Genomic DNA, 18,502 nt, shown 5'->3' on the forward strand with positions numbered 1-18,502 from the left:
TTAAAAACTATGAAGAATTTACAAAAGCGTTAGCAGACTATATTTACTATTACAATCATGAACGAATTAAAATAAAACTCAACGGAAAAAGTCCCGTTGAGTTTCGAAAAGCTTCATAAAAAAGTTCATATTTTTGGGGTCAGATCACTATTCCCCAAGGAGTCGCCCAGTCTCCACTTCAATCAACTAGAATATACAGGGCATATTTTTTTAAAAATGTCATCCACAACTTTTAGTGATGAACCCTATATATACTAATTATACATAAAATTACAAATACCTCTTTTGTAATTTCTGATAGGTCTATAAGACTTACAACAATAAGAAAAAGAGCTGCCGTATCATGTTCAGCAACTCTTGCACCGGTTGTTTAGAAATTATTAATTATAAACCTAAAGCACCCCCATTACTTTAAGGGATTTTCTTCACGAACTAAAGGAGAGCGAGCCAATTCTTTATTACAGGAATACTCCTCGTTAGTTCAACAAGGAAAATTTATCTGTCTATTGATTAAAGTATTGCAAAATAATACCTTTACCTTCTTCTACTTCTACTTCAGCAAAAGCACCATTTATGAAAGTGATTTGTGGTGGAACATGACCGCAATCCACGTCATAAATAATAGGTATCCCAAGCTCATCAGAAAGTTCATTATAAACATCTTCAATCGTGTAGTTATTTACAGGCGTATTCGCTTCACTTCGACCAAACATAATACCTGAACATTGTTCAAGCCAACCAGCTAACTTCATTTGTACTAATGACCTTCTTAAATCTGTTGTGTTCAATTCGCAATTTTCTAAATACCATAATACAGGCTCTCCACTGATATATTGTTTTCTAAAGTTTTGTACATCACCATAAGTTGTACCAACCAAATGTCTTATCACGTCTATGCATCCACCAAGTAAACGACCTTGTATCTTAACTTTTTGATTTGACACAGTATTCCAATAGGTTTGTTCTGTTAAATTAAAAACACAAGGAGAAGGAGAATTGTGTTGCCATTCTTTTTGATATTTAGCTGATGAATGTTGAAGGACTGATTCTCCAATTTTTGTCGATAATACAGACTGCCACATTGCAGTGGTGTCATCTGAATATTCCCCTCTTAAATCTACAAGATTTGTACCATGAGCAGTAGCTATACCTGTTTTTAATGTGATTGCTAATAATAATGCACTGATATCTGAATAACCTAATACCCATTTATTTTTTATATTTTCAAAATCAATTTTTTCAAGTATTTCAATTAACAGTTCTCCACCCCATGGAGGAATAATGATATTTATATTATCATCACTCATCATTTCATTAAACTCATCTGCACGTTTTTCGGCAGGTGCGGATTTGGCTTTTTCTTGAGTCCAAACCGTATCACCACAAATGATTTTAAATCCTTTCGATTTCAGACGCTCACATGATTGTTTAAACATATCCTGAAACTCAACTTGTACCCCAGATGAAGGTGCTGTGACTCCTATGGTTGCATCTTTTTCTAAAAACGGGTATTTAATCATATGTATCCCCCTTAATTTTTACATTATTACACCAAATGATTCCACTTAAACTAGACTGCACCGTAAGTTGAAGAGCAACAATCTTTACGAAAACAGCCTTTGTTAAACAAGGCATGTAAAAATACTAGATGGCCAAAGAAATATTTTCACTTCTTTGGCCACCAATATTTCTCTTATAGATATTCCACAAACCAATCCCTAATATATTCTAATCTATTGATTCTTAACGTTGGTTTTCCGCTTCTAGAAAGTTCATGATTAGATTCAGGGAAGCGAACAAATTTTGTTTCTTTTTTACGATGTTTTAAGGCGATAAATAATTGCTCTGCCTGCTCAATCGGACAGCGATAGTCTTTTTCGCTGTGTAAAATTAACAGTGGCGTCTCCACATTGTCTACATATTTCAGGGGCGAATGATTCCATAGCTTCTCTATATCGTCTAGTCCCGCTTGGATTTGCCAGTCATTGAAGTAGTAGCCGATATCACTTACACCGTAAAAGCTAATCCAGTTAGAAATGCAACGTTGCGTAACAGCGGCTTTAAAGCGATTTGTATGACCGACAATCCAGTTTGTCATGAAGCCCCCATAGCTCCCACCTGTAACGCCGAGACGGTTTTTGTCAATGAAATCATAATGCTTCAATGCATAATCAACAGCGGCCATTAGATCATTATAATCATTGCCACCATAATCACCACGAACCGCATCAACAAATTTTTGACCGTATCCATGGCTTCCACGAGGATTCGTATAGAGAACTGCATAACCTTGAGCAGCAAGGATTTGGAATTCGTTAAAATAGGAGTTGGCATACATAGCGTGCGGACCACCATGAATTTCAAGAATAAGTGGATACTTTTTCCCTTCCTCATAGCCAATAGGTTTCATCATCCAGCCGCTTACTTTCCAGCCATCTGCCCCTACATATTCAATTGCTTCTGGAACAGATAATTCTCTCGTCTTTAAAAATTCTTCATTTACTTTCGTAAGCTGTTCTTTTTCACCAGTATTTAAATTTACGTAAAAAAGATCGCCAGGATTTGTAGTAGTGCTGATTGCAACTACCGCTCTATCATTTTTATGATCAAGTGAAAAACCATAGACATACTGATCATCATTAATAGCCGGATATAATTCGCCAGATAGATTGCCAAAATAAATAGCTGTATTTCCGTGATCAGTTACTTGGAAGTAAAAGCTTTTATTATCCTCCAACCATTGGACGCGCGGAGCAACAACACCTTGAAGGAAATCACCGACAACAAAATCACCAACAGGAGCGTCAAATTCACTCGTTACACATGTCGTATTGTTATTTTCCAAATCATATATCCAGAGCTTTGCTTGTGTTGCATTTTCAAATTCTCTTTCATTTCCAACATAAGATACGTAGCGGCTATTCGGTGACCATGATGTTTGGTAAAACACCCCTGTTCCTTCTGTTAGCTTGCGACCATGTTTCGTTTCTAAATCTAATAAGTAGATATCACATATGAATGAAAAGTCTTGATCCTCTGTTAAGTCCGCAATGTAAGAAAGATATTTACCGTTTGGAGACCATGTACCAAGCTGTAAATTATGTTTCCCTTCCGTAACTAGCTCTAATTCACCAGATTCCAGGTTGACGATGGCAATTTGAGAAAATTGCTCCATATCAATAAACCCAGCAACATCTGATTTATATTTCATCTTTTCTACTTCAAGTGGTTTTAGTTCTTTGTCTTCTTTCTTATCATTTTCAGCTTTATCATAAATGCTATCATTTTTTCCTAACTTTACTGAGAAAGCTATATTCTTACCACATGGAGACCAAGTAGGCGATGTCGCACCGTTTTTACAATTAGTAAGTTGTTTCGCTTCCCCACCTGCTTTAGAAAGCACAAAAATTTGTGGCTTGCCATGTCTCGTTGATACAAATGCGATTTTACTGCCATCTGGAGACCAAACAGGTGAATTCGTTTTATCTTCACCAAATGTCCATTGTTGTGAATTTTTTTCATTTAAGTTTATGTAAAATAAATTAGACACGTAGTCCTTTTTCTTCTCATCAATACGAGTCTCTACATACACAACTTCTGTTCCGTCAGGTGATACTTGTGGATCTGACACGGATTTTAATTGGTATAGATCTTCTGGTTTTATCCCTTGTTTCGATGTCATATTTTATATCCCCTTTGTGCTGAAATTTCATTACTTTGTAGAATATTTCGACGCCCTAAGTATTATTCCTGCTTTTAAAGAAGAAATTGTTTTTTTATCCCAGAGAGGATTTTACAATAGTATGTAGTACAATTAAAAAACCGTAGCTGCTTCGCAATAATTACGAAGAGCTACGGATAGAATTTATTTCAAGATTGATTCTGGGATAAGTGGTTGTTCACCCATTTGAGTAACGACATAAGCATTTTATCGGGTAGAACAAGATGCGGATGAAGCAGCTCGTCGGACGCTCCCAGGTAAGTACTCAGTCGGTACGCAAATCACACTCCCGTTTTGATGGTCTTACTTTTTAACATTTCCCAATAATCCTCAGAATTTGTTCTGCGATAAAATTTATAAAAAGGTTCATTCGGACGTGCATGTTCCTTATAGAGCTCAATGATTTGCTTTAAAAAATCTTCAATATGCTCCACTCCTACCCTTTTTGCAAACAGAGTCCCGGCTTGTGCATTCGGACCCATTGGCACTGCCCCTAAATAGACATCAAAGCTATCCTTTTGGTAGACAAGCCCAATATCATCATAAACCGCATTATAACAGGCAGAGGCACAGCCATTTACATTTAAACGTAATCTTGTTGGGACAGTTAACCCTTCTAATGAATGATATAGCTGTTCAGTAATTGGGGCTGCCTCCATCTTATCACCATCGCAAAAATCACAAGCCTTCATAGCCACACTTGACCCTTGCTTTGCCACATACAGACCAGCGTCTTGTAGCTCTTTAGTTGCATCTGTTACATCTACTGTTGGAATTGATAATATTATACTGTAAGATGCGGAGTATTTGATTGCACCAGTTTCCCCTACAACCTTTGCAATTGTTTGAAATTGTGCCGGAGAATAATGCTTATTAATAATACCTGGGCTTACGGCAAGACGAGTAAAATCTCCATTATTGTTTAGTTTTGCAAATGTTTTGTCGGGTATATTTTTACGAAATGCATTCATAAATAATTCTCCTTATGAAAAGAGAGCTAGCAAAACGCTAGCCCCATATTTTTTCTAGTTTTCAAAGTTATCCGGATAGAAGCCTTTTGCCAAAATTTGAATAGCCTCTGCAGCACGAACCCCTTCTGACGCAGCAGAAAGCGGTAAGATCACAAAGCGTTCTTTTTTTACAGCTTCCGTTTCTTTTAAAGCTGGATCATTTTTTAAGAAATTAATTTTTTCTTCCGCCGTTGTTTCTCCGTAATCAACGACAACAATAACTTCTGGATTTCGTTCTACTACATCCTCTTTTGACACCGTAGTCCATCCTGATTCCACATCACCAAAAATATTTTTACCGCCAGCAATAGTTACAAGCTCATTCATGAAGTTTTGGCCAGCGGTAAAGACATCTTTATCACCACTGTCAAACACTAAAACACGTAGTTCTTTTTCATTTTGCGGTAATTTCGCACGGACAGCATCTACATCTTTTGTCATTTGCTTAATTAATGCTTCTCCACGATCCTCAACGCGGAAAATTTTTGCGATATTTCGAATATCTGTGAAAATATCTTCTAAAGTTGGTTTCGTCATATTTGAGGCAGTATGTAAATAACTGTGAATCCCTAATGCCTCAAGCTCTTCCTGTGTACCAACACCTTTCTCTCCAAAGGCGCTTTTCCAACCACCGTATAAAAAGTCTGCTCCTGCATCAATTACTTGCTCCTTAGAAGGATACTTTTCAGCTATTACAGGCACTTTATCGTAGGCAGCTTGCAGGGGCTCATAAATTTTATCATCTAAGTATGCCGTCCCTACCATTGAATTTTCTAAACCTAAAGCCAGCATAATTTCTGTTACGTGTTGATTTAAGCTAATCGCTTTTTTAGGTGCTTCCTTATATACTTGTGTTGTTCCATTATTTTCAATTGTTACTTCTGTCGTTTCAGCTTGTGATGGCTCAACCTTCTCACCTTTTGCTGCAGATTCTGGTTTGTCCTTTGAGTTACACGCGCCTAGTACAGCGATCAATGCTATAGCAAAGACAAACCACAGGTGTTTCCATTTCTTCATGTCCTCTTCTCCTTTGTTGTTAAATATATAGAAAGAAATCAATAGACTTCTTTACTACCAAGTTCGGTTTTAGAAAAGGGCATAAAAAAAAACCCCTTGTTTCCAAGAGGTTAGCATAGTGAAAGAAAGGTTCTTCAACCTGTTCACTATCCCCATCCTCGTGGTTTAAGTAAAAAAAATACTAATTGGCAGGTATCCTGGCTTAGGTTCATCATCTATACCCCTTCCCATAGCGTTGGCTACAGTGGCATCTCGTATAGACTCCCCATTTACAGTTGCGGGACAGCATCGGATTTGCACCGATTTCCCTTTTAAGCAAATGACAAAGATCATTTGCACCAATAGGTCGTTTTTATTTTGTTGTAAATGATATTGAAAGATTAGTAGATTCAGAATCTCATGAAAATATTAAAAAATATAATCATAAATATATTAACACTATTCAGACATAAATACTAACTATTTTTATACGAAATATTTTTCAATCCAATTCTGTTACAATGTTGATAAATGAATTAATAGAAACGAGGATTTTTTTATGCATGTAACAATTGGAGTACTCGCTCACGTTGACGCAGGAAAAACAACATTTTCTGAGCAGTTACTATTTCATACAAACAGTATTCAAGCCCGCGGGCGAGTAGATCACCAGGACACATTTCTAGATAATCATGAATTAGAGCGTCAGCGAGGCATTACAATTTTTGCGGAGCAAGGTCGCATGACGATTGGAAACGATACATATACGTTAATCGATACACCAGGACACGTCGATTTCTCCCCAGAGATGGAGCGTGCCATTCGAGTTATGGATTATGCCATTATTATTGTTAGTGCGGTTGAAGGAATACAAGGTCATACTGAAACAGTGTGGCAACTTTTACGCCAATATCACGTCCCAACCTTTTTCTTTATCAATAAAATTGACCGTGAAGGGGCAGATGTTAAAGCCGTTATGGCACAGCTTCATAAGGATTGCTCTGAGGATGTACTACTCGTAGATGAACCGCTCCGTTCCGACTATGTTCCTTATTCGATGATGGAATGGCTTGCCGAACGTGATGAGCAGCTTTTAGATGCTTTTCTTAATGAGACATTGGATAGCTCTAGCTGCCTTTCTCATTTACAAACGATGATTAAACAGGAAAAGGCCTTTTTGTGTTTTACTGGCTCTGCCTTAAAAGATATTGGGATAAAGGAATTCCTAGCACAGCTTCCCCTACTTACAAAGACACATTTTCATAACGATGCCCCGTTCCAAGGTGAGGTGTTTAAAATTCGTCATGATGGACATCAACGTTTAACTTTTTTAAAGGCATTGCAGGGAACGTTGCATGTGCGTGATGAATTTTCATTTGGAAATGTAACAGAAAAAGTGACTGAAATTCGGCAATACAATGGCAGTCGTTATGAAACAGCTCAAGAGGTCGAAGCTGGGGAAATTTTCACAGTTAAAGGGCTTAGTGAAGCCAACATTGGAAATATCATTGGCAATTCCGGTAACCCGCAGCCCTATGAATTAGTACCTACATTACAAGCGAAAGTACAATATGAGGGCGATCAGCATATAAAAGAAGTTTTAAAGATTTTCCGCACACTCGAAGCAGAAGAACCATCATTACGTGTACTATGGCAAGAAAAATTCCAAGAAATTCATGTTCATATTATGGGTGTCATCCAACTCGAGGTTCTTATTGACGTGCTTAACAAACGCTTCTCGCTAGATATCTCATTTAGCGAACCACAGATTTTATATATGGAAACGATCACAACAACCGTGACAGGCTATGGTCATTTTGAGCCATTAAAGCATTATGCAGAAGTACATTTATTAATGGAGCCAAATACTCGCGGTACTGGTAATACATTTGTCAATGCATGTCACGCGGATGATTTATCTGTTGGGCATCAACGACTCATTGAAAAACATCTATTTGAGCGCGATCATCATGGGCTGTTAACCGGTTTTCCTGTGACAGATATTCGCTTCACTCTCTTAACGGGACGCGCACACATTAAACATACTGACGGTGGCGATTTCCGCGAGGCAACATTCCGTGCATTACGACAAGGGCTGGAGCAAGCAGAAAATGTATTACTAGAGCCCTATTACCGCTTTAAGCTCAAAGCGCCTAGTGATTTTATTGGTCGCATGATGACCGACATTCAGCAAGCTGCTGGTACATTTGACGCGCCAATCTTAACTGAAAATGATGCGATTTTAACTGGCCGAGCCCCTGTCGCAACATTTATGAGCTACAGTACAACCTTTGCCGCCTACACCAATGGTAAGGGCGTACTTTCTCTACAATTTGATGGTTATGATATGTGTCACAATACAGAAGACATTATTGCGCAAATTGGCTACGATAAGAACGCCGACCCTGAATATACATCTTCTAGCATTTTTTGTGCAAAAGGCAAGGGCTACTCCGTTCCATGGCATGAAGCAGAGGAAGCTATGCATTGTATTAAGTAAATTTAAAAACAGGACATGATTTGTTATATATCATTGTCCTGTTTTTTATGTTTCGTGGGGATTTACTGTGCTATCGTGGGGATTCTTGCTTCGCGTGGGTATTCTGCGCTCGCGCGGGTATTCTCTTCCCTTTCGCGGGTATTTGCTCTGCTTCCGCGGGTATTCTACTTCCTTTCGCGGGTATTTGCTCTGCCTCCGCGGATATTCTGCCCTCGCGCGGGTATTTACTCTGCTTCCGCGGGTATTCTCTTGCTTCGCGCGGGTATTCTACTTCCTTTCGCGGGTATTTGCTCTGCTTCCGCGGGTATTCTCTTGCTTCGCGCGGGTATTCTACTTCCTTTCGCGGGTATTTGCTCTGTTTCCGCGGATATTCTGCCCTCGCGCGGGTATTTACTCTGCTTCCGCGGGTATTCTCTTGCTTCGCGCGGGTATTCTACTCCCTATCGCGGGTATTTGCTCTGCTTTCGCGGGTATTCTTCTTCATCTCGTGCTAATTCAATTTATAAAGCTTGTACTTTTTTCTGTGCCTGTTTGAACATGCGATATGAAGGTTCCACTAGAACGTAGCTATGGGAATTAGAAAAATCAATTAAAACCTTGCCAGGTCGACTTTTCAATAGTTGCAATTTATCAATCAATGCTAACAATAGCTCATGACCGTTACCACGTGGGTGCCAGTTTAAATGATAATCATTTAGTTCCTGCACTGCTTCTAAAAATTGATAATACTCTCGCTCTACAAAATTCATCAGTTTTTTGTCTTTATGAGCTACTTGAGATAAATCCTCTAAATATGTTTCATAAAAGCGCATTACTATCGAACACAATAAATCATTAGCACGGGCAGCACTTAGTATTGGCTTTGGAGCTTGGGAAAGTCGCTCTAAATTTGGTTTTGCACGAGTCGAATCAATGCGTGTAATTAAATGGTAATGCTCACCATTTACCTCATACACAATTGGATTTGTCGGCATATACATCATAAAACTATTTGTTTTTGTTTTAAGCTGATCTGTAATATTTGCCTTTGCAAAAAGGTGCCCATTAATACTTTCATTTTGAATCCAAATAATGTCTTTGTTATATAGAATTTGCTCAAATAATCGTTCATTACTAATAAGATTGCTAGCTATTAATTGATCAACAAGTGATTCTACAACCATTCTTGTTGTAGCTTTCTTTGAAACTTCAGTGCGTGGCTGTTTACAAATTTTCATATCTAAATATTGCGATTGCTGTGCTGTACATACATGAATATTCTTCATACGTGCATCCTCTTTTCGTACATATTTTCAAAACGGAAGTCATCAGTAAAAAAAGGATTTCCTATTAACCGAGGAAATCCTTCATTCTATCTCTTTCGTTCATCACATAAAGTCAAACAATGCCCAAATATGAAAGAATTAGCTTGATAGCAAATACCTTCTTTTATCTTGGGCGTTTGACGTACAGTGACGAACAGAGCATTCTGTTTTGTCAACATGCCACCTCCTATTCCTCGTAGGGTTATGGTGTGTACTCATAATAGGCAGGTCTCCTGACTTATGATCATCGCTACTTTTCCCCTTCCCGTCGTTAAACAGTGGTATTTGAAAAGTCGCTCACATTTACAGTTGCGGGACAGTGTCGGATTTGCACCGATTTCCCTTTTAAGTAAATTGCACGCAATTTACACCTATTATTTCACGCTATTCAGTTGTCATAGGAATCCTAGTGACTACACATTCCTATTAGATTATTAAATTCAATTGTAAAGGAGTGTATTTTCTAAGTCAAATGACACAATATATTCCAGTTTCTTGTTCTTTATCTTCTAGCTATTTTCTTTCCCAAAATGTGTTACATAAAAAATTGTTAATTATAGTTTTCGAGGTAATTTCCTTTTTCAAAAAATTCTTTTGAACTTAGGGCAGTCCATTCCTCTGGTGTTAAAGTTGGGTTCAAATCAAGATAGGATTTAACCAATTTATAGCCTACACCGTAACCATATAAACTTGGAAGGCCGTTACCTCCCATAATAATTTCGTAAGTCCGAGAATTACGGTGTTTACTTTGTCTACCAGAGGTTCTTATTACATCTTCGGAGCTTTTCGTAATTTAGTTGCTTGCTCAAATGAAAATGCGAGTTTTATTAGAACATCTTCACTAAATGCAGTTCCTGCGAAAGTTATGCCAAATGGTCTCCCATTTTCCATATACCCTGCTGGGACGGCAATAGACGGATAACCAGCTTTTGCACTAATTGTCGAACCTATATATGATGGAAAGATAATCGCATCTAATTCATATTTTTTTAATGTATAGTCGATTCCTTGCTCTTGAGAAAAATACAAATCCTCTAATTTTGCATTTAAATATTCAGGATCTCTTAACGTGTTCGGTAAATACTCTCTCGATTCCAATTTATCCTGCCCATATTTCAACGAGTTTTCTTTCGATAGTTTATTAAATTGAATTAACTCAGAGATAGAATGTACAGGCATGTGTGAAGGTAGATTGACAAGGAAATTATTTAAACTATGCTTTAATTCATATTGCGGTACTCCCCATTTCCAGTCTCTATGGAAAGAAGGAATCTCGATGTCTTCAATAATAACGGCTCCTTGCTCTCTTATAACCTGAATTGCATTATTAAAAAGTGTTTCATCATATTCTCCTGAGTCATAATAAGCTTTCGGGGCATTATTATACACTCCAATTCTAGCGCCCTTTAATCCTGTAGCATCTAAAAAACTGGTGTAATCCTTAAATAACCTTCTTTCACTTTTATATGTAGCGACGTCGTCTTGATCTACTCCTGTTAATACTCCCAATAAAATAGCTGCATCTGTTACTGTTCTAGCCATTGGCCCTGCTGTGTCTTGAGAGTAAGTAAACGGTATAATGCCTCGTCGGCTAATTAGCCCAACAGTCGGTTTTATGCCGACAACTGAATTTTGAATAGCAGGATTTAATATCGAGGCGTCTGTCTCAGTTCCAATTGATAAAACAGAAAAATTCGATGCTACTGCTACTGCCGAGCCCGTGCTAGATCCTCCTACAAAAAGTTCTGGATCACCATAAGGATTAAGTGTTTGTCCACCTCGAGAACTATAGCCTGCCCACATCGTACTCGACATACCGTTCGCTAATTCAGTCATATTTGCTTTCCCTAAAATTACAGCCCCCGCTTCACGAAGCTTTTTTACTAGAAATGCATCTTGCTTAGCTAAATAGTTTTCTAATGCTATTGCGCCTGCACTAGTATGCATAAAATCTTTCGTTTCGATATTGTCTTTTAAAACAACCGGAATTCCGTGTAGAGGCCCTCTAGTCCCTTTCGTCATTCTTTCCTCATCTAAAGCTTCAGCAATAAATATCGCTTCAGGATTAATTTCAAGCATAGAATTAATTTTTCGTCCACCTTGATCATAGTTAGCAATTCTGTGTAAATAATACATAGTTAATTCTTTTGATGTTATATCACCTTGTACCATAGCTTTCTGAATATCGATTACTGACAATTCTTCTTTAAGAAAACTATTAAAATATTTCTCCATTCATGTTCCCCACCCTTCTTTCAAGATTATACCAAAAAATCAATTTATACCTAAAACATAATTAAATTTCAAAGCCTCCTCAGCCACCCGCAGTCGGATAAGTATGCATGCTAACTCAAAGCTCGACAAGTAGTTAACGTGTAAACATAAATGTTAAACTGCCCCACACATATTAATCTAATGGCTTAAGTTTATGTATATAACCTGTGCTTCTGTTTGTCTCACACTCTCCAATTAATTACCAAATAATGATCTGATGTGCTACACTTTCTATACAGATAAAATTTTCAGTTAGTTTAGAAATGGGTGGGAACGGGATCATATGAAGAAGCTTAGAGGTATTTGGGGTGTCACAATGTGCATATATGGCGTGTCTTTATATATCAAATATTTTCAAAAAGTCAGTGAAGGATGGAATATTACCCTTCATGTTTTATCAGGGAGTTTATGTATTATAGGATTTTCATTAATTGTTCAAGCAATAAGAGTACATAAATAATCTGGCGCTACTATCTCAAGAAAAGATCAGGTTGAGAGGTGAATGAAATTGAATAATATTAATATCCAATTTGGAACACTAATGCTTTTTCTAATTGTGCTTGTTTTAGTAATTAGTATTTTTGGATTTATCATTAGAAAGCTGTTAGGTGTCGAAAGAAAGAAATGGTTTTCTTATAATCACATTAACGAAAGACATAAAAAACTAGATTGGTCTGTACGAATAATTTTTACAAGTCTATTATTAATAAGTTCTTATTACACGATATACAATGACACAATTGGAATTCCTTGGTTTTTCAAAACATGGTTTATATTAATTGTCTTTTTAGTAACATCTGAAATGTTACGAGCATTTATGGAATGGAAATACGCGGATAATAAAAGAGATTTTCTTGCTACTATCGCAGAACTGATGTTTATGATCAGCATAGTATTTTTGGTGATAACAACTGGTTTTTTCGGCTTATTTAATGTTTAATACCGAATCTATTAAGCAGTTGATAACACCGGTAAATCAATGCACTTGGTATAAAATAATAAAGGCTATTTCGCAGAAAATTTATTCCTGCAAAATAGCCCTTTTTTATTAAGTAATATAGTTCTTTCAATTATTGTCCACTAAATCTTTGTGTAAGCTTTTGTAAATTTTCAGCTTGTACACATAAGTCTTCCGACACCACCGTGTTGACCGCCTGCATAGAGGCACTTTGCTCATCAACTGACTGCAGAATGACCTCAGTATAATTAGATAATTTATCCATTCCGTTTGCAATTGTCGATACTAATTTTGTCACTTCATTCGAGCTACTTGAAAGCTCTTCTGCTGTTGCGGAAATATCCTCAAGCTGGTTCGTCATTTTGCTAACATGCTGAGAGATTGTACCAAACGACTTTGTAGCCTCATCAATGACATAGACGCCCTGTTGAACGTTTTTCAAGTCCTCTTCGACAGCGGTAGCCACTTGTTTTGTATCGCTTTCAATGCCAACAACAAGTTCGACAATTTGAATAGCAGAATGCTTTGATTGCTCTGCCAATTTTCGAACTTCCTCCGCTACTACTGCAAAACCTTTACCATGCTCTCCAGCCCGCGCCGCTTCAATCGCTGCATTTAATGCAAGCAAATTCGTTTGATCTGTAATAGCCGTAATCATATCTGTCATAGACTTGATATCTGTCATTTTACTTGATAATTGTTGCATTAATTCACTTGTTTTTTCAGTGGAAGTTGAAATAAACTCCATTTGATTTTTAGCTACGTGTAAAATTTCCGCACCGTTGCCTGCAATGTCATTTGCTTCTTTTGCATGATCAAAAACGTCTTGCGTTGCCACGGTAATACGTTCAATACCGTCAGCAGTTTCCTGCATTGCAATAGCACTCTCATTTGCAGACTGAGCTGCTTTCTTAAGCCCCTCAGACGTATTTTCCATTTGTGAATCAACTTCGTTAACCGCATTTGTAATTTCATTTGTACTTGCTGATAGCTCCTCTATGCTCGCTGATAAATCTGTAGAACTACTCGCAATTTCTTGTGTCATCGTATGTAATTGTTCTTTCATCTCTATAAACGCATGAGCTAACTTCGAAATCTCATCATTGGAATTTATCTCAATAGGAGCAGTATGAAAATTCCCATCAGCTATAGCTTGAGCGGATGCAGCTAATTGATTAATTGGCTTAATAATTTTATATTTCACATAGAAAATATAAGAAATCGTCATAGTCGTTCCAATTATCGTTAATAAAGTGGAAATCCAATTTAATGAAGTTACATTTGCAAGGTCAATAATTAAAATGACACCCATAAGAACACTTAAAGCAGAAAAGCCAATTATACTTCTTTTCCGTAAACTCATACTAAACTCCCCCAACTATATTATTATTCTAATGTTGTTATTATAGTTTAAATATACCAAAATTCCTAGAAAAAAGCCCATCTTTTGTAAAAACAGAGAAACATAGAGCTCACTTTACTTTAGAGAAAGTGCTTTTATGTCGTTGAAAGAATATTGCGTCAATAAAGTTATGATCTAAAAGTATGACTCTTCAGCAAAACGAGGGGTTGGTTTCCGCTCCGACTGGGCACTTTCCTGGGGGCGTCGTGCCAACAAATGGTTTTTGCGCGAAAGCGAAGCGGCAGCGGCAGATGCTTTTTGCGCGAAAGCGAAGCGGCAGCAGCAAATGGTTTTTGCGCGAAAGCGACCAGGTTGGTCACGAAGGCGTTAAAACAGGACGTGATGCTTTTAGCCTCCGTTCCTCTACCCGCTTCGCTTGCGCTCATTCACCAAGATTGCCCCTGACCATTTTATTTTTCACAAAATATAAAAGCACTTTGCTATAGACAAAGTGCTTTCATAATAAATTATTTTAATTTCATAATACTTGATCCTGCAATACCTGGATGTGTCATCTCATATGGATCTAAAATTAAATCTAATTCTTCTTTCGTTAGTACACCCTCTTCAAGGCAAAGCTCACGAATTGAACGACCTGATAGGATTGCTTTACGCGCAAGGCGTGCAGCTACTTCATAGCCAATATGCGGGTTCACTGCTGTTAACACACCAACACTTTTTTCCACATATTCTTTCATGCGATCTTCGTTTGCTTCAATATCCTTCAAGCAATTTTGTGTAAATGCTCGGAACACGTTATTCATAATACTAATTGATTGAATTAAGTTAAAGACAAGCACAGGCTCCATTACGTTTAATTCTAATTGTCCAGCTTCTGATGCTAAAGAAATTGTATGGTCATTACCAATTACTTGGAAGGCCACTTGGTTAAGAACCTCTGGCATAACAGGATTTACTTTCCCTGGCATAATTGACGATCCAGGTTGACGAGCTGGTAAAACGATTTCTCCTAATCCAGCACGTGGTCCAGATGCCATTAAACGAAGGTCGTTAGCAATTTTCGACATATTAATCATACAGATTTTTAATGCGCCAGATACTTCTGTATAAGCATCGGTATTTTGTGTTGCATCCACCAGGTGTGTAGCGCCTTTAAGCGGCAAACCTGAAATTTCAGCAAGATGAACATCAACTGATTGAATATAGTCAGGAAATGCATTTAATCCTGTACCAACAGCTGTTGCTCCCATATTTACATCATATAAATTTGGGCGAGTTTGGCGAATACGCACAATATCACGAGTGATAACACGGCAATATGCTTCAAATTCTTGCCCTAATCGAATCGGTACAGCGTCTTGTAAATGCGTACGACCCATTTTAATAACATGCGCAAATTGCTCCGCTTTTTGGTGGAACACCGCTTGCATGTTTTCCATTGTAAGAAGTAGTTCATCTATTAAATTCAACACAGCAATATGAATTGCTGTTGGGAAAGCATCGTTTGTTGATTGTGACATATTAACATGGCTGTTTGGACTAATTGTATGGTAGTCCCCTTTTTCTTTGCCCAAAATCTCTAAGGCACGGTTAGCAATAACCTCGTTGGCATTCATATTAATGGATGTGCCAGCACCACCTTGGATTGGGTCAACGATAAATTCAGCATCCCACTCACCATCAATAACTTCTTGTGCAGCCTCGACAATTGCATCTCCGATTTCTTTTGAAAGTAGGTGTACCTCCATATTACTTAAAGCAGCTGCTTTTTTAACAATACCCATTGCTTTAATAAGCGCTGAATGGATCGTGTAACCTGTAATTGGGAAATTTTCAGTTGCACGAAGAGTTTGAATACCGTAATAAGCATCGCTTGGTAAGGCACGTTCACCTAAAAAGTCTTTTTCTATACGTTGTGTGGACATAATTGTCGTCTCCTTTTATGTAATACTCACACTTGATAGTAGCTAATTAATCTCGTATTGTAAACAGTCAATTGTCCGAAAACGAAAAATAATCATTTCGCCTTGGCGTAATTGTAGCTGCCGCTTCACTTTCGAGCAAAAAAGATATGTCGAATGAAGATAAAAACCGAGCGCAGTTTTTACGCTCGGTTTCCATTATTTATTAGAAGTCACTGTAAAACGGCTGTTTACATGCTTTGAATTTTCAATCTCATCTAACAACGCAATGGCATAATCTGCATAGCTAACATAACTTTCCCCAGCAGTATTTACTAATAAATGATCTTCTCCTATAGTATAGCTACCTGTACGTGAACCCTCTGGATCAAAGAAAGCAGATGGGCTTAAAAATGTCCAAATAATAGTAGATTGCTGTAAGTCATTTAGATTTTCTCCTTGGTTTTTAGCTGTCGCGTAAAACATTTCTGGAAAATCCGGTGTATCCATTACGCGTACAGTCTTGTCTGGATCTACAAACAGACTACCCGCACCACCGACAACAAATAATTTTGTATCAATACCAGTGAAAATGTCAATTAAATGACGGCCAACTTTCACATGTAATTCCTCTTGACCAAAAGGAGCACCAAAAGCATTCACAACAACGTCAAAGCCTTTTACATCTACTTGTGACAATTCCAAAACGTCTTTTTCAATAACATCAATACTAGCCGTAATTTTTGAAGCCGAACGCACAATCGCAGTTACATCATGACTACGTTGTAGTGCCTCCTCCACAATTTTTTTTCCTGCTTTCCCTGTTGCGCCAATAACTGCAATTTTCATAATTATAATTCCTCCTATTTTCATTTGTAACCATTTTAGTTACAGGTTAGATACAAAAGACCGACTTCGTTAATTTAAACGAAGTTGATCTAGCACATCCTGTAAAGTTTGTGCTTGTAGTTGTTCTTCCATTGCATTCCAAATTGATGTATAAACACCCTCCAATGTATGTTGGATTTTTTGACCAACCGTACATGCTGGATTTGGCTCATCATGAATCGCAAATAGCTGTTCTGGCCCATCAATCGCATGGTAAATGGCTAATAGCGTTAAATCTTTTGGCTCTACTAACAAGTCATAGCCTGCAATTCCTGGTTGTGACGTTAGTAAGCCCGCTTTTTTTAGCACCCCGATCATACGTCGCACGACAACCGGATTCGTATTCACACTCCCTGCGATGAAATCAGATGTCAGCTGGCTTTTATCAGATGTTGTTGCAATAAGCGAAAGTATATGGATCGCTACCGAAAATCGACTGTTCACCATATGTATCACCACCTGTTGTAACTATTATAGTTACAGGTTTAAATAAAAGCAATTATTTGTACCTGTATTTATTTTTTCTATTTTAAAGAACGTTATACGATAACTATATTTTCTTTACGTAAATGACTAATTCTTGTCGTATTTCTCCATTTTCCTCGTAAAAGTCTAAGTTATGGAATTCATACTTAAAATGGCCAACTGGAAACGTCACACTTTCCCCCTGCGCCGCAGCTAAAATGCCTGCCACATCATGTGACACCATCTGTAAAAGCTCTGCACCTGTAAACGCTTCTATAAATATCACATTCATCATAAAACACCTCCTCAGCTATTATAGCGTAGAAGGCGCTTACATTTATAGTCTTTCTTAATAACGTTTAAGGCGAATTTCCTCAATGACTTGCATCATTTTATGTATTTGCTCCTGCGTTAATTTTGTAGAGATGTGTGAAAGCTCATGTTGTTGAATAGATTCCTCTTTTTGCTGAGAAATATTCGTAAGCAAGTTCGTCCTTAAACGCTGCTCACGTCCTCTTCCATCTATTTGAAAAATCAATGATCTCCTCACATCATTCACCTCTAAATATTTATTAAGACTTCCAGATTAAAACTTATATCGGAAATATTTTCATAAATTTAAACATTCTTCATAATATTACTGGAATTAAGTTCTATATTAAATAAAAAGAATCTCTCTTTTGGCGTTTTATCTTGCGCTTTGCGAGTTCGGCTTTTCTATCCGTCGTTTTGACGGTTCTATCCACGACTTTGACTCTTCTTTCCGTCGCTCTGACTCTTCTTTCCGTCGTTCTGGCCATTCTTTCCGTCGCCTTCACTTCTTTCCGTCACTCTGGCCATTCTTTCCGTCACTTTGACTCTTCTTTCCGTCGTTCTGGCCATTCTTTCCGTCGCTCTAGCCATTTTTCCGTCGCTTTGACTCTTCTTTCCGTCGTTCTGGCCATTCTTTCCGTCGTTCTGGCCATTCTTTCCGTCGCCTTCACTTCTTTCCGTCGCTTTCGCTTTTCTATCCAAGACTTTGCCGGTTCTATCCATCATTTTTGGCTTTTCTATCCACGATTTTGCCGGTTCTATCCACGACTTTGGCATTTCTATCCATCGCCCTGGCCATTCTATCCACCA

17 protein-coding genes and 2 riboswitches are annotated in these 18,502 nt (G+C 37.7%); of the genes, 3 read left to right on the forward strand and 14 right to left on the reverse strand.

Annotated features, from left to right (window positions below):
- On the forward strand, window positions 1–119 hold a 119-nt coding region (locus ACQKMV_RS12460; protein WP_427504557.1), incomplete at its 5' end, for an IS3 family transposase.
- A gap of 384 nt (window positions 120–503) precedes the next feature.
- Here the strand turns inward: ACQKMV_RS12460 and ACQKMV_RS12465 are convergent.
- The 4 genes from ACQKMV_RS12465 to ACQKMV_RS12480 form a co-directional block, all read right to left on the reverse strand.
- Window positions 504–1,520, reverse strand: a complete 1,017-nt coding sequence (locus ACQKMV_RS12465) for a S66 family peptidase (RefSeq protein ID WP_427504277.1) — start codon at window positions 1,518–1,520, stop codon at window positions 504–506.
- Between the two features lie 173 nt (window positions 1,521–1,693).
- A complete protein-coding gene (locus tag ACQKMV_RS12470; protein WP_427504278.1) occupies window positions 1,694–3,682 on the reverse strand; it encodes a S9 family peptidase in 1,989 nt (662 codons plus the stop codon).
- A 320-nt stretch (window positions 3,683–4,002) separates the two neighbouring features.
- Entirely contained in the window at window positions 4,003–4,692 is a 690-nt protein-coding gene (locus tag ACQKMV_RS12475; RefSeq protein ID WP_427504279.1) for a precorrin-3B methylase, read from the reverse strand.
- 54 nt (window positions 4,693–4,746) lie between these two features.
- A complete protein-coding gene (locus ACQKMV_RS12480; protein WP_427504280.1) occupies window positions 4,747–5,748 on the reverse strand; it encodes an ABC transporter substrate-binding protein in 1,002 nt (333 codons plus the stop codon).
- A gap of 170 nt (window positions 5,749–5,918) precedes the next feature.
- Window positions 5,919–6,106, reverse strand: a riboswitch (cobalamin riboswitch).
- 180 nt (window positions 6,107–6,286) lie between these two features.
- On the opposite strand from ACQKMV_RS12480, the gene ACQKMV_RS12485 reads away from it, so the two are divergent.
- The gene (locus tag ACQKMV_RS12485; protein ID WP_427504281.1) at window positions 6,287–8,227 is read left to right on the forward strand and encodes a GTP-binding protein; all 1,941 of its coding nucleotides are present in this window, start codon (window positions 6,287–6,289) and stop codon (window positions 8,225–8,227) included.
- A 500-nt stretch (window positions 8,228–8,727) separates the two neighbouring features.
- Here the strand turns inward: ACQKMV_RS12485 and ACQKMV_RS12490 are convergent, their stop codons facing one another.
- The 3 genes from ACQKMV_RS12490 to ACQKMV_RS12500 all read right to left on the reverse strand — a co-directional run bounded on the left by ACQKMV_RS12490 (window position 8,728) and on the right by ACQKMV_RS12500 (window position 11,766).
- Window positions 8,728–9,492 (reverse strand): hypothetical protein, encoded by a 765-nt coding sequence (locus ACQKMV_RS12490; RefSeq protein WP_427504282.1) that lies wholly within the window; start codon window positions 9,490–9,492, stop codon window positions 8,728–8,730.
- Between the two features lie 245 nt (window positions 9,493–9,737).
- Window positions 9,738–9,921: riboswitch (cobalamin riboswitch) on the reverse strand.
- A gap of 160 nt (window positions 9,922–10,081) precedes the next feature.
- A complete protein-coding gene (locus ACQKMV_RS12495; RefSeq protein ID WP_427504558.1) occupies window positions 10,082–10,324 on the reverse strand; it encodes a DUF2268 domain-containing putative Zn-dependent protease in 243 nt (80 codons plus the stop codon).
- Window positions 10,300–11,766, reverse strand: a complete 1,467-nt coding sequence (locus tag ACQKMV_RS12500; protein ID WP_427504283.1) for an amidase family protein — start codon at window positions 11,764–11,766, stop codon at window positions 10,300–10,302. Before ACQKMV_RS12500 ends, ACQKMV_RS12495 begins: the two co-directional genes overlap by 25 nt.
- A gap of 547 nt (window positions 11,767–12,313) precedes the next feature.
- Between ACQKMV_RS12500 and ACQKMV_RS12505 the strand changes: the two genes are divergently transcribed.
- Entirely contained in the window at window positions 12,314–12,745 is a 432-nt protein-coding gene (locus ACQKMV_RS12505; protein ID WP_427504285.1) for a DUF4181 domain-containing protein, read from the forward strand.
- 130 nt (window positions 12,746–12,875) lie between these two features.
- Here the strand turns inward: ACQKMV_RS12505 and ACQKMV_RS12510 are convergent, their stop codons facing one another.
- The 7 genes from ACQKMV_RS12510 to ACQKMV_RS12540 all read right to left on the reverse strand — a co-directional run bounded on the left by ACQKMV_RS12510 (window position 12,876) and on the right by ACQKMV_RS12540 (window position 18,469).
- Window positions 12,876–14,126 carry a methyl-accepting chemotaxis protein gene (locus ACQKMV_RS12510; protein ID WP_427504286.1) on the reverse strand — a complete coding sequence of 417 codons (1,251 nt, stop codon included), beginning with the start codon at window positions 14,124–14,126 and terminating at the stop codon, window positions 12,876–12,878.
- Window positions 14,127–14,632: 506 nt separating this feature from the next.
- The gene (gene aspA, locus ACQKMV_RS12515) at window positions 14,633–16,051 is read right to left on the reverse strand and encodes an aspartate ammonia-lyase (RefSeq protein WP_427424227.1); all 1,419 of its coding nucleotides are present in this window, start codon (window positions 16,049–16,051) and stop codon (window positions 14,633–14,635) included.
- Between the two features lie 195 nt (window positions 16,052–16,246).
- Window positions 16,247–16,876 (reverse strand): NAD(P)-dependent oxidoreductase, encoded by a 630-nt coding sequence (locus tag ACQKMV_RS12520; protein WP_427504287.1) that lies wholly within the window; start codon window positions 16,874–16,876, stop codon window positions 16,247–16,249.
- A gap of 69 nt (window positions 16,877–16,945) precedes the next feature.
- A complete protein-coding gene (locus ACQKMV_RS12525; protein ID WP_427504289.1) occupies window positions 16,946–17,362 on the reverse strand; it encodes an Rrf2 family transcriptional regulator in 417 nt (138 codons plus the stop codon).
- A gap of 103 nt (window positions 17,363–17,465) precedes the next feature.
- Window positions 17,466–17,675 (reverse strand): thymidylate synthase, encoded by a 210-nt coding sequence (locus tag ACQKMV_RS12530; protein WP_427504291.1) that lies wholly within the window; start codon window positions 17,673–17,675, stop codon window positions 17,466–17,468.
- Between the two features lie 54 nt (window positions 17,676–17,729).
- Window positions 17,730–17,930 carry a hypothetical protein gene (locus ACQKMV_RS12535; protein ID WP_427504292.1) on the reverse strand — a complete coding sequence of 67 codons (201 nt, stop codon included), beginning with the start codon at window positions 17,928–17,930 and terminating at the stop codon, window positions 17,730–17,732.
- A 188-nt stretch (window positions 17,931–18,118) separates the two neighbouring features.
- The gene (locus tag ACQKMV_RS12540) at window positions 18,119–18,469 is read right to left on the reverse strand and encodes a hypothetical protein (protein WP_427504293.1); all 351 of its coding nucleotides are present in this window, start codon (window positions 18,467–18,469) and stop codon (window positions 18,119–18,121) included.
- Window positions 18,470–18,502 lie beyond the last annotated feature (33 nt).

Origin of the sequence: Lysinibacillus sp. NPDC094403 (assembly GCF_050278745.1) — a bacterium.
In the GTDB taxonomy this organism is placed as follows: domain Bacteria; phylum Bacillota; class Bacilli; order Bacillales_A; family Planococcaceae; genus Lysinibacillus.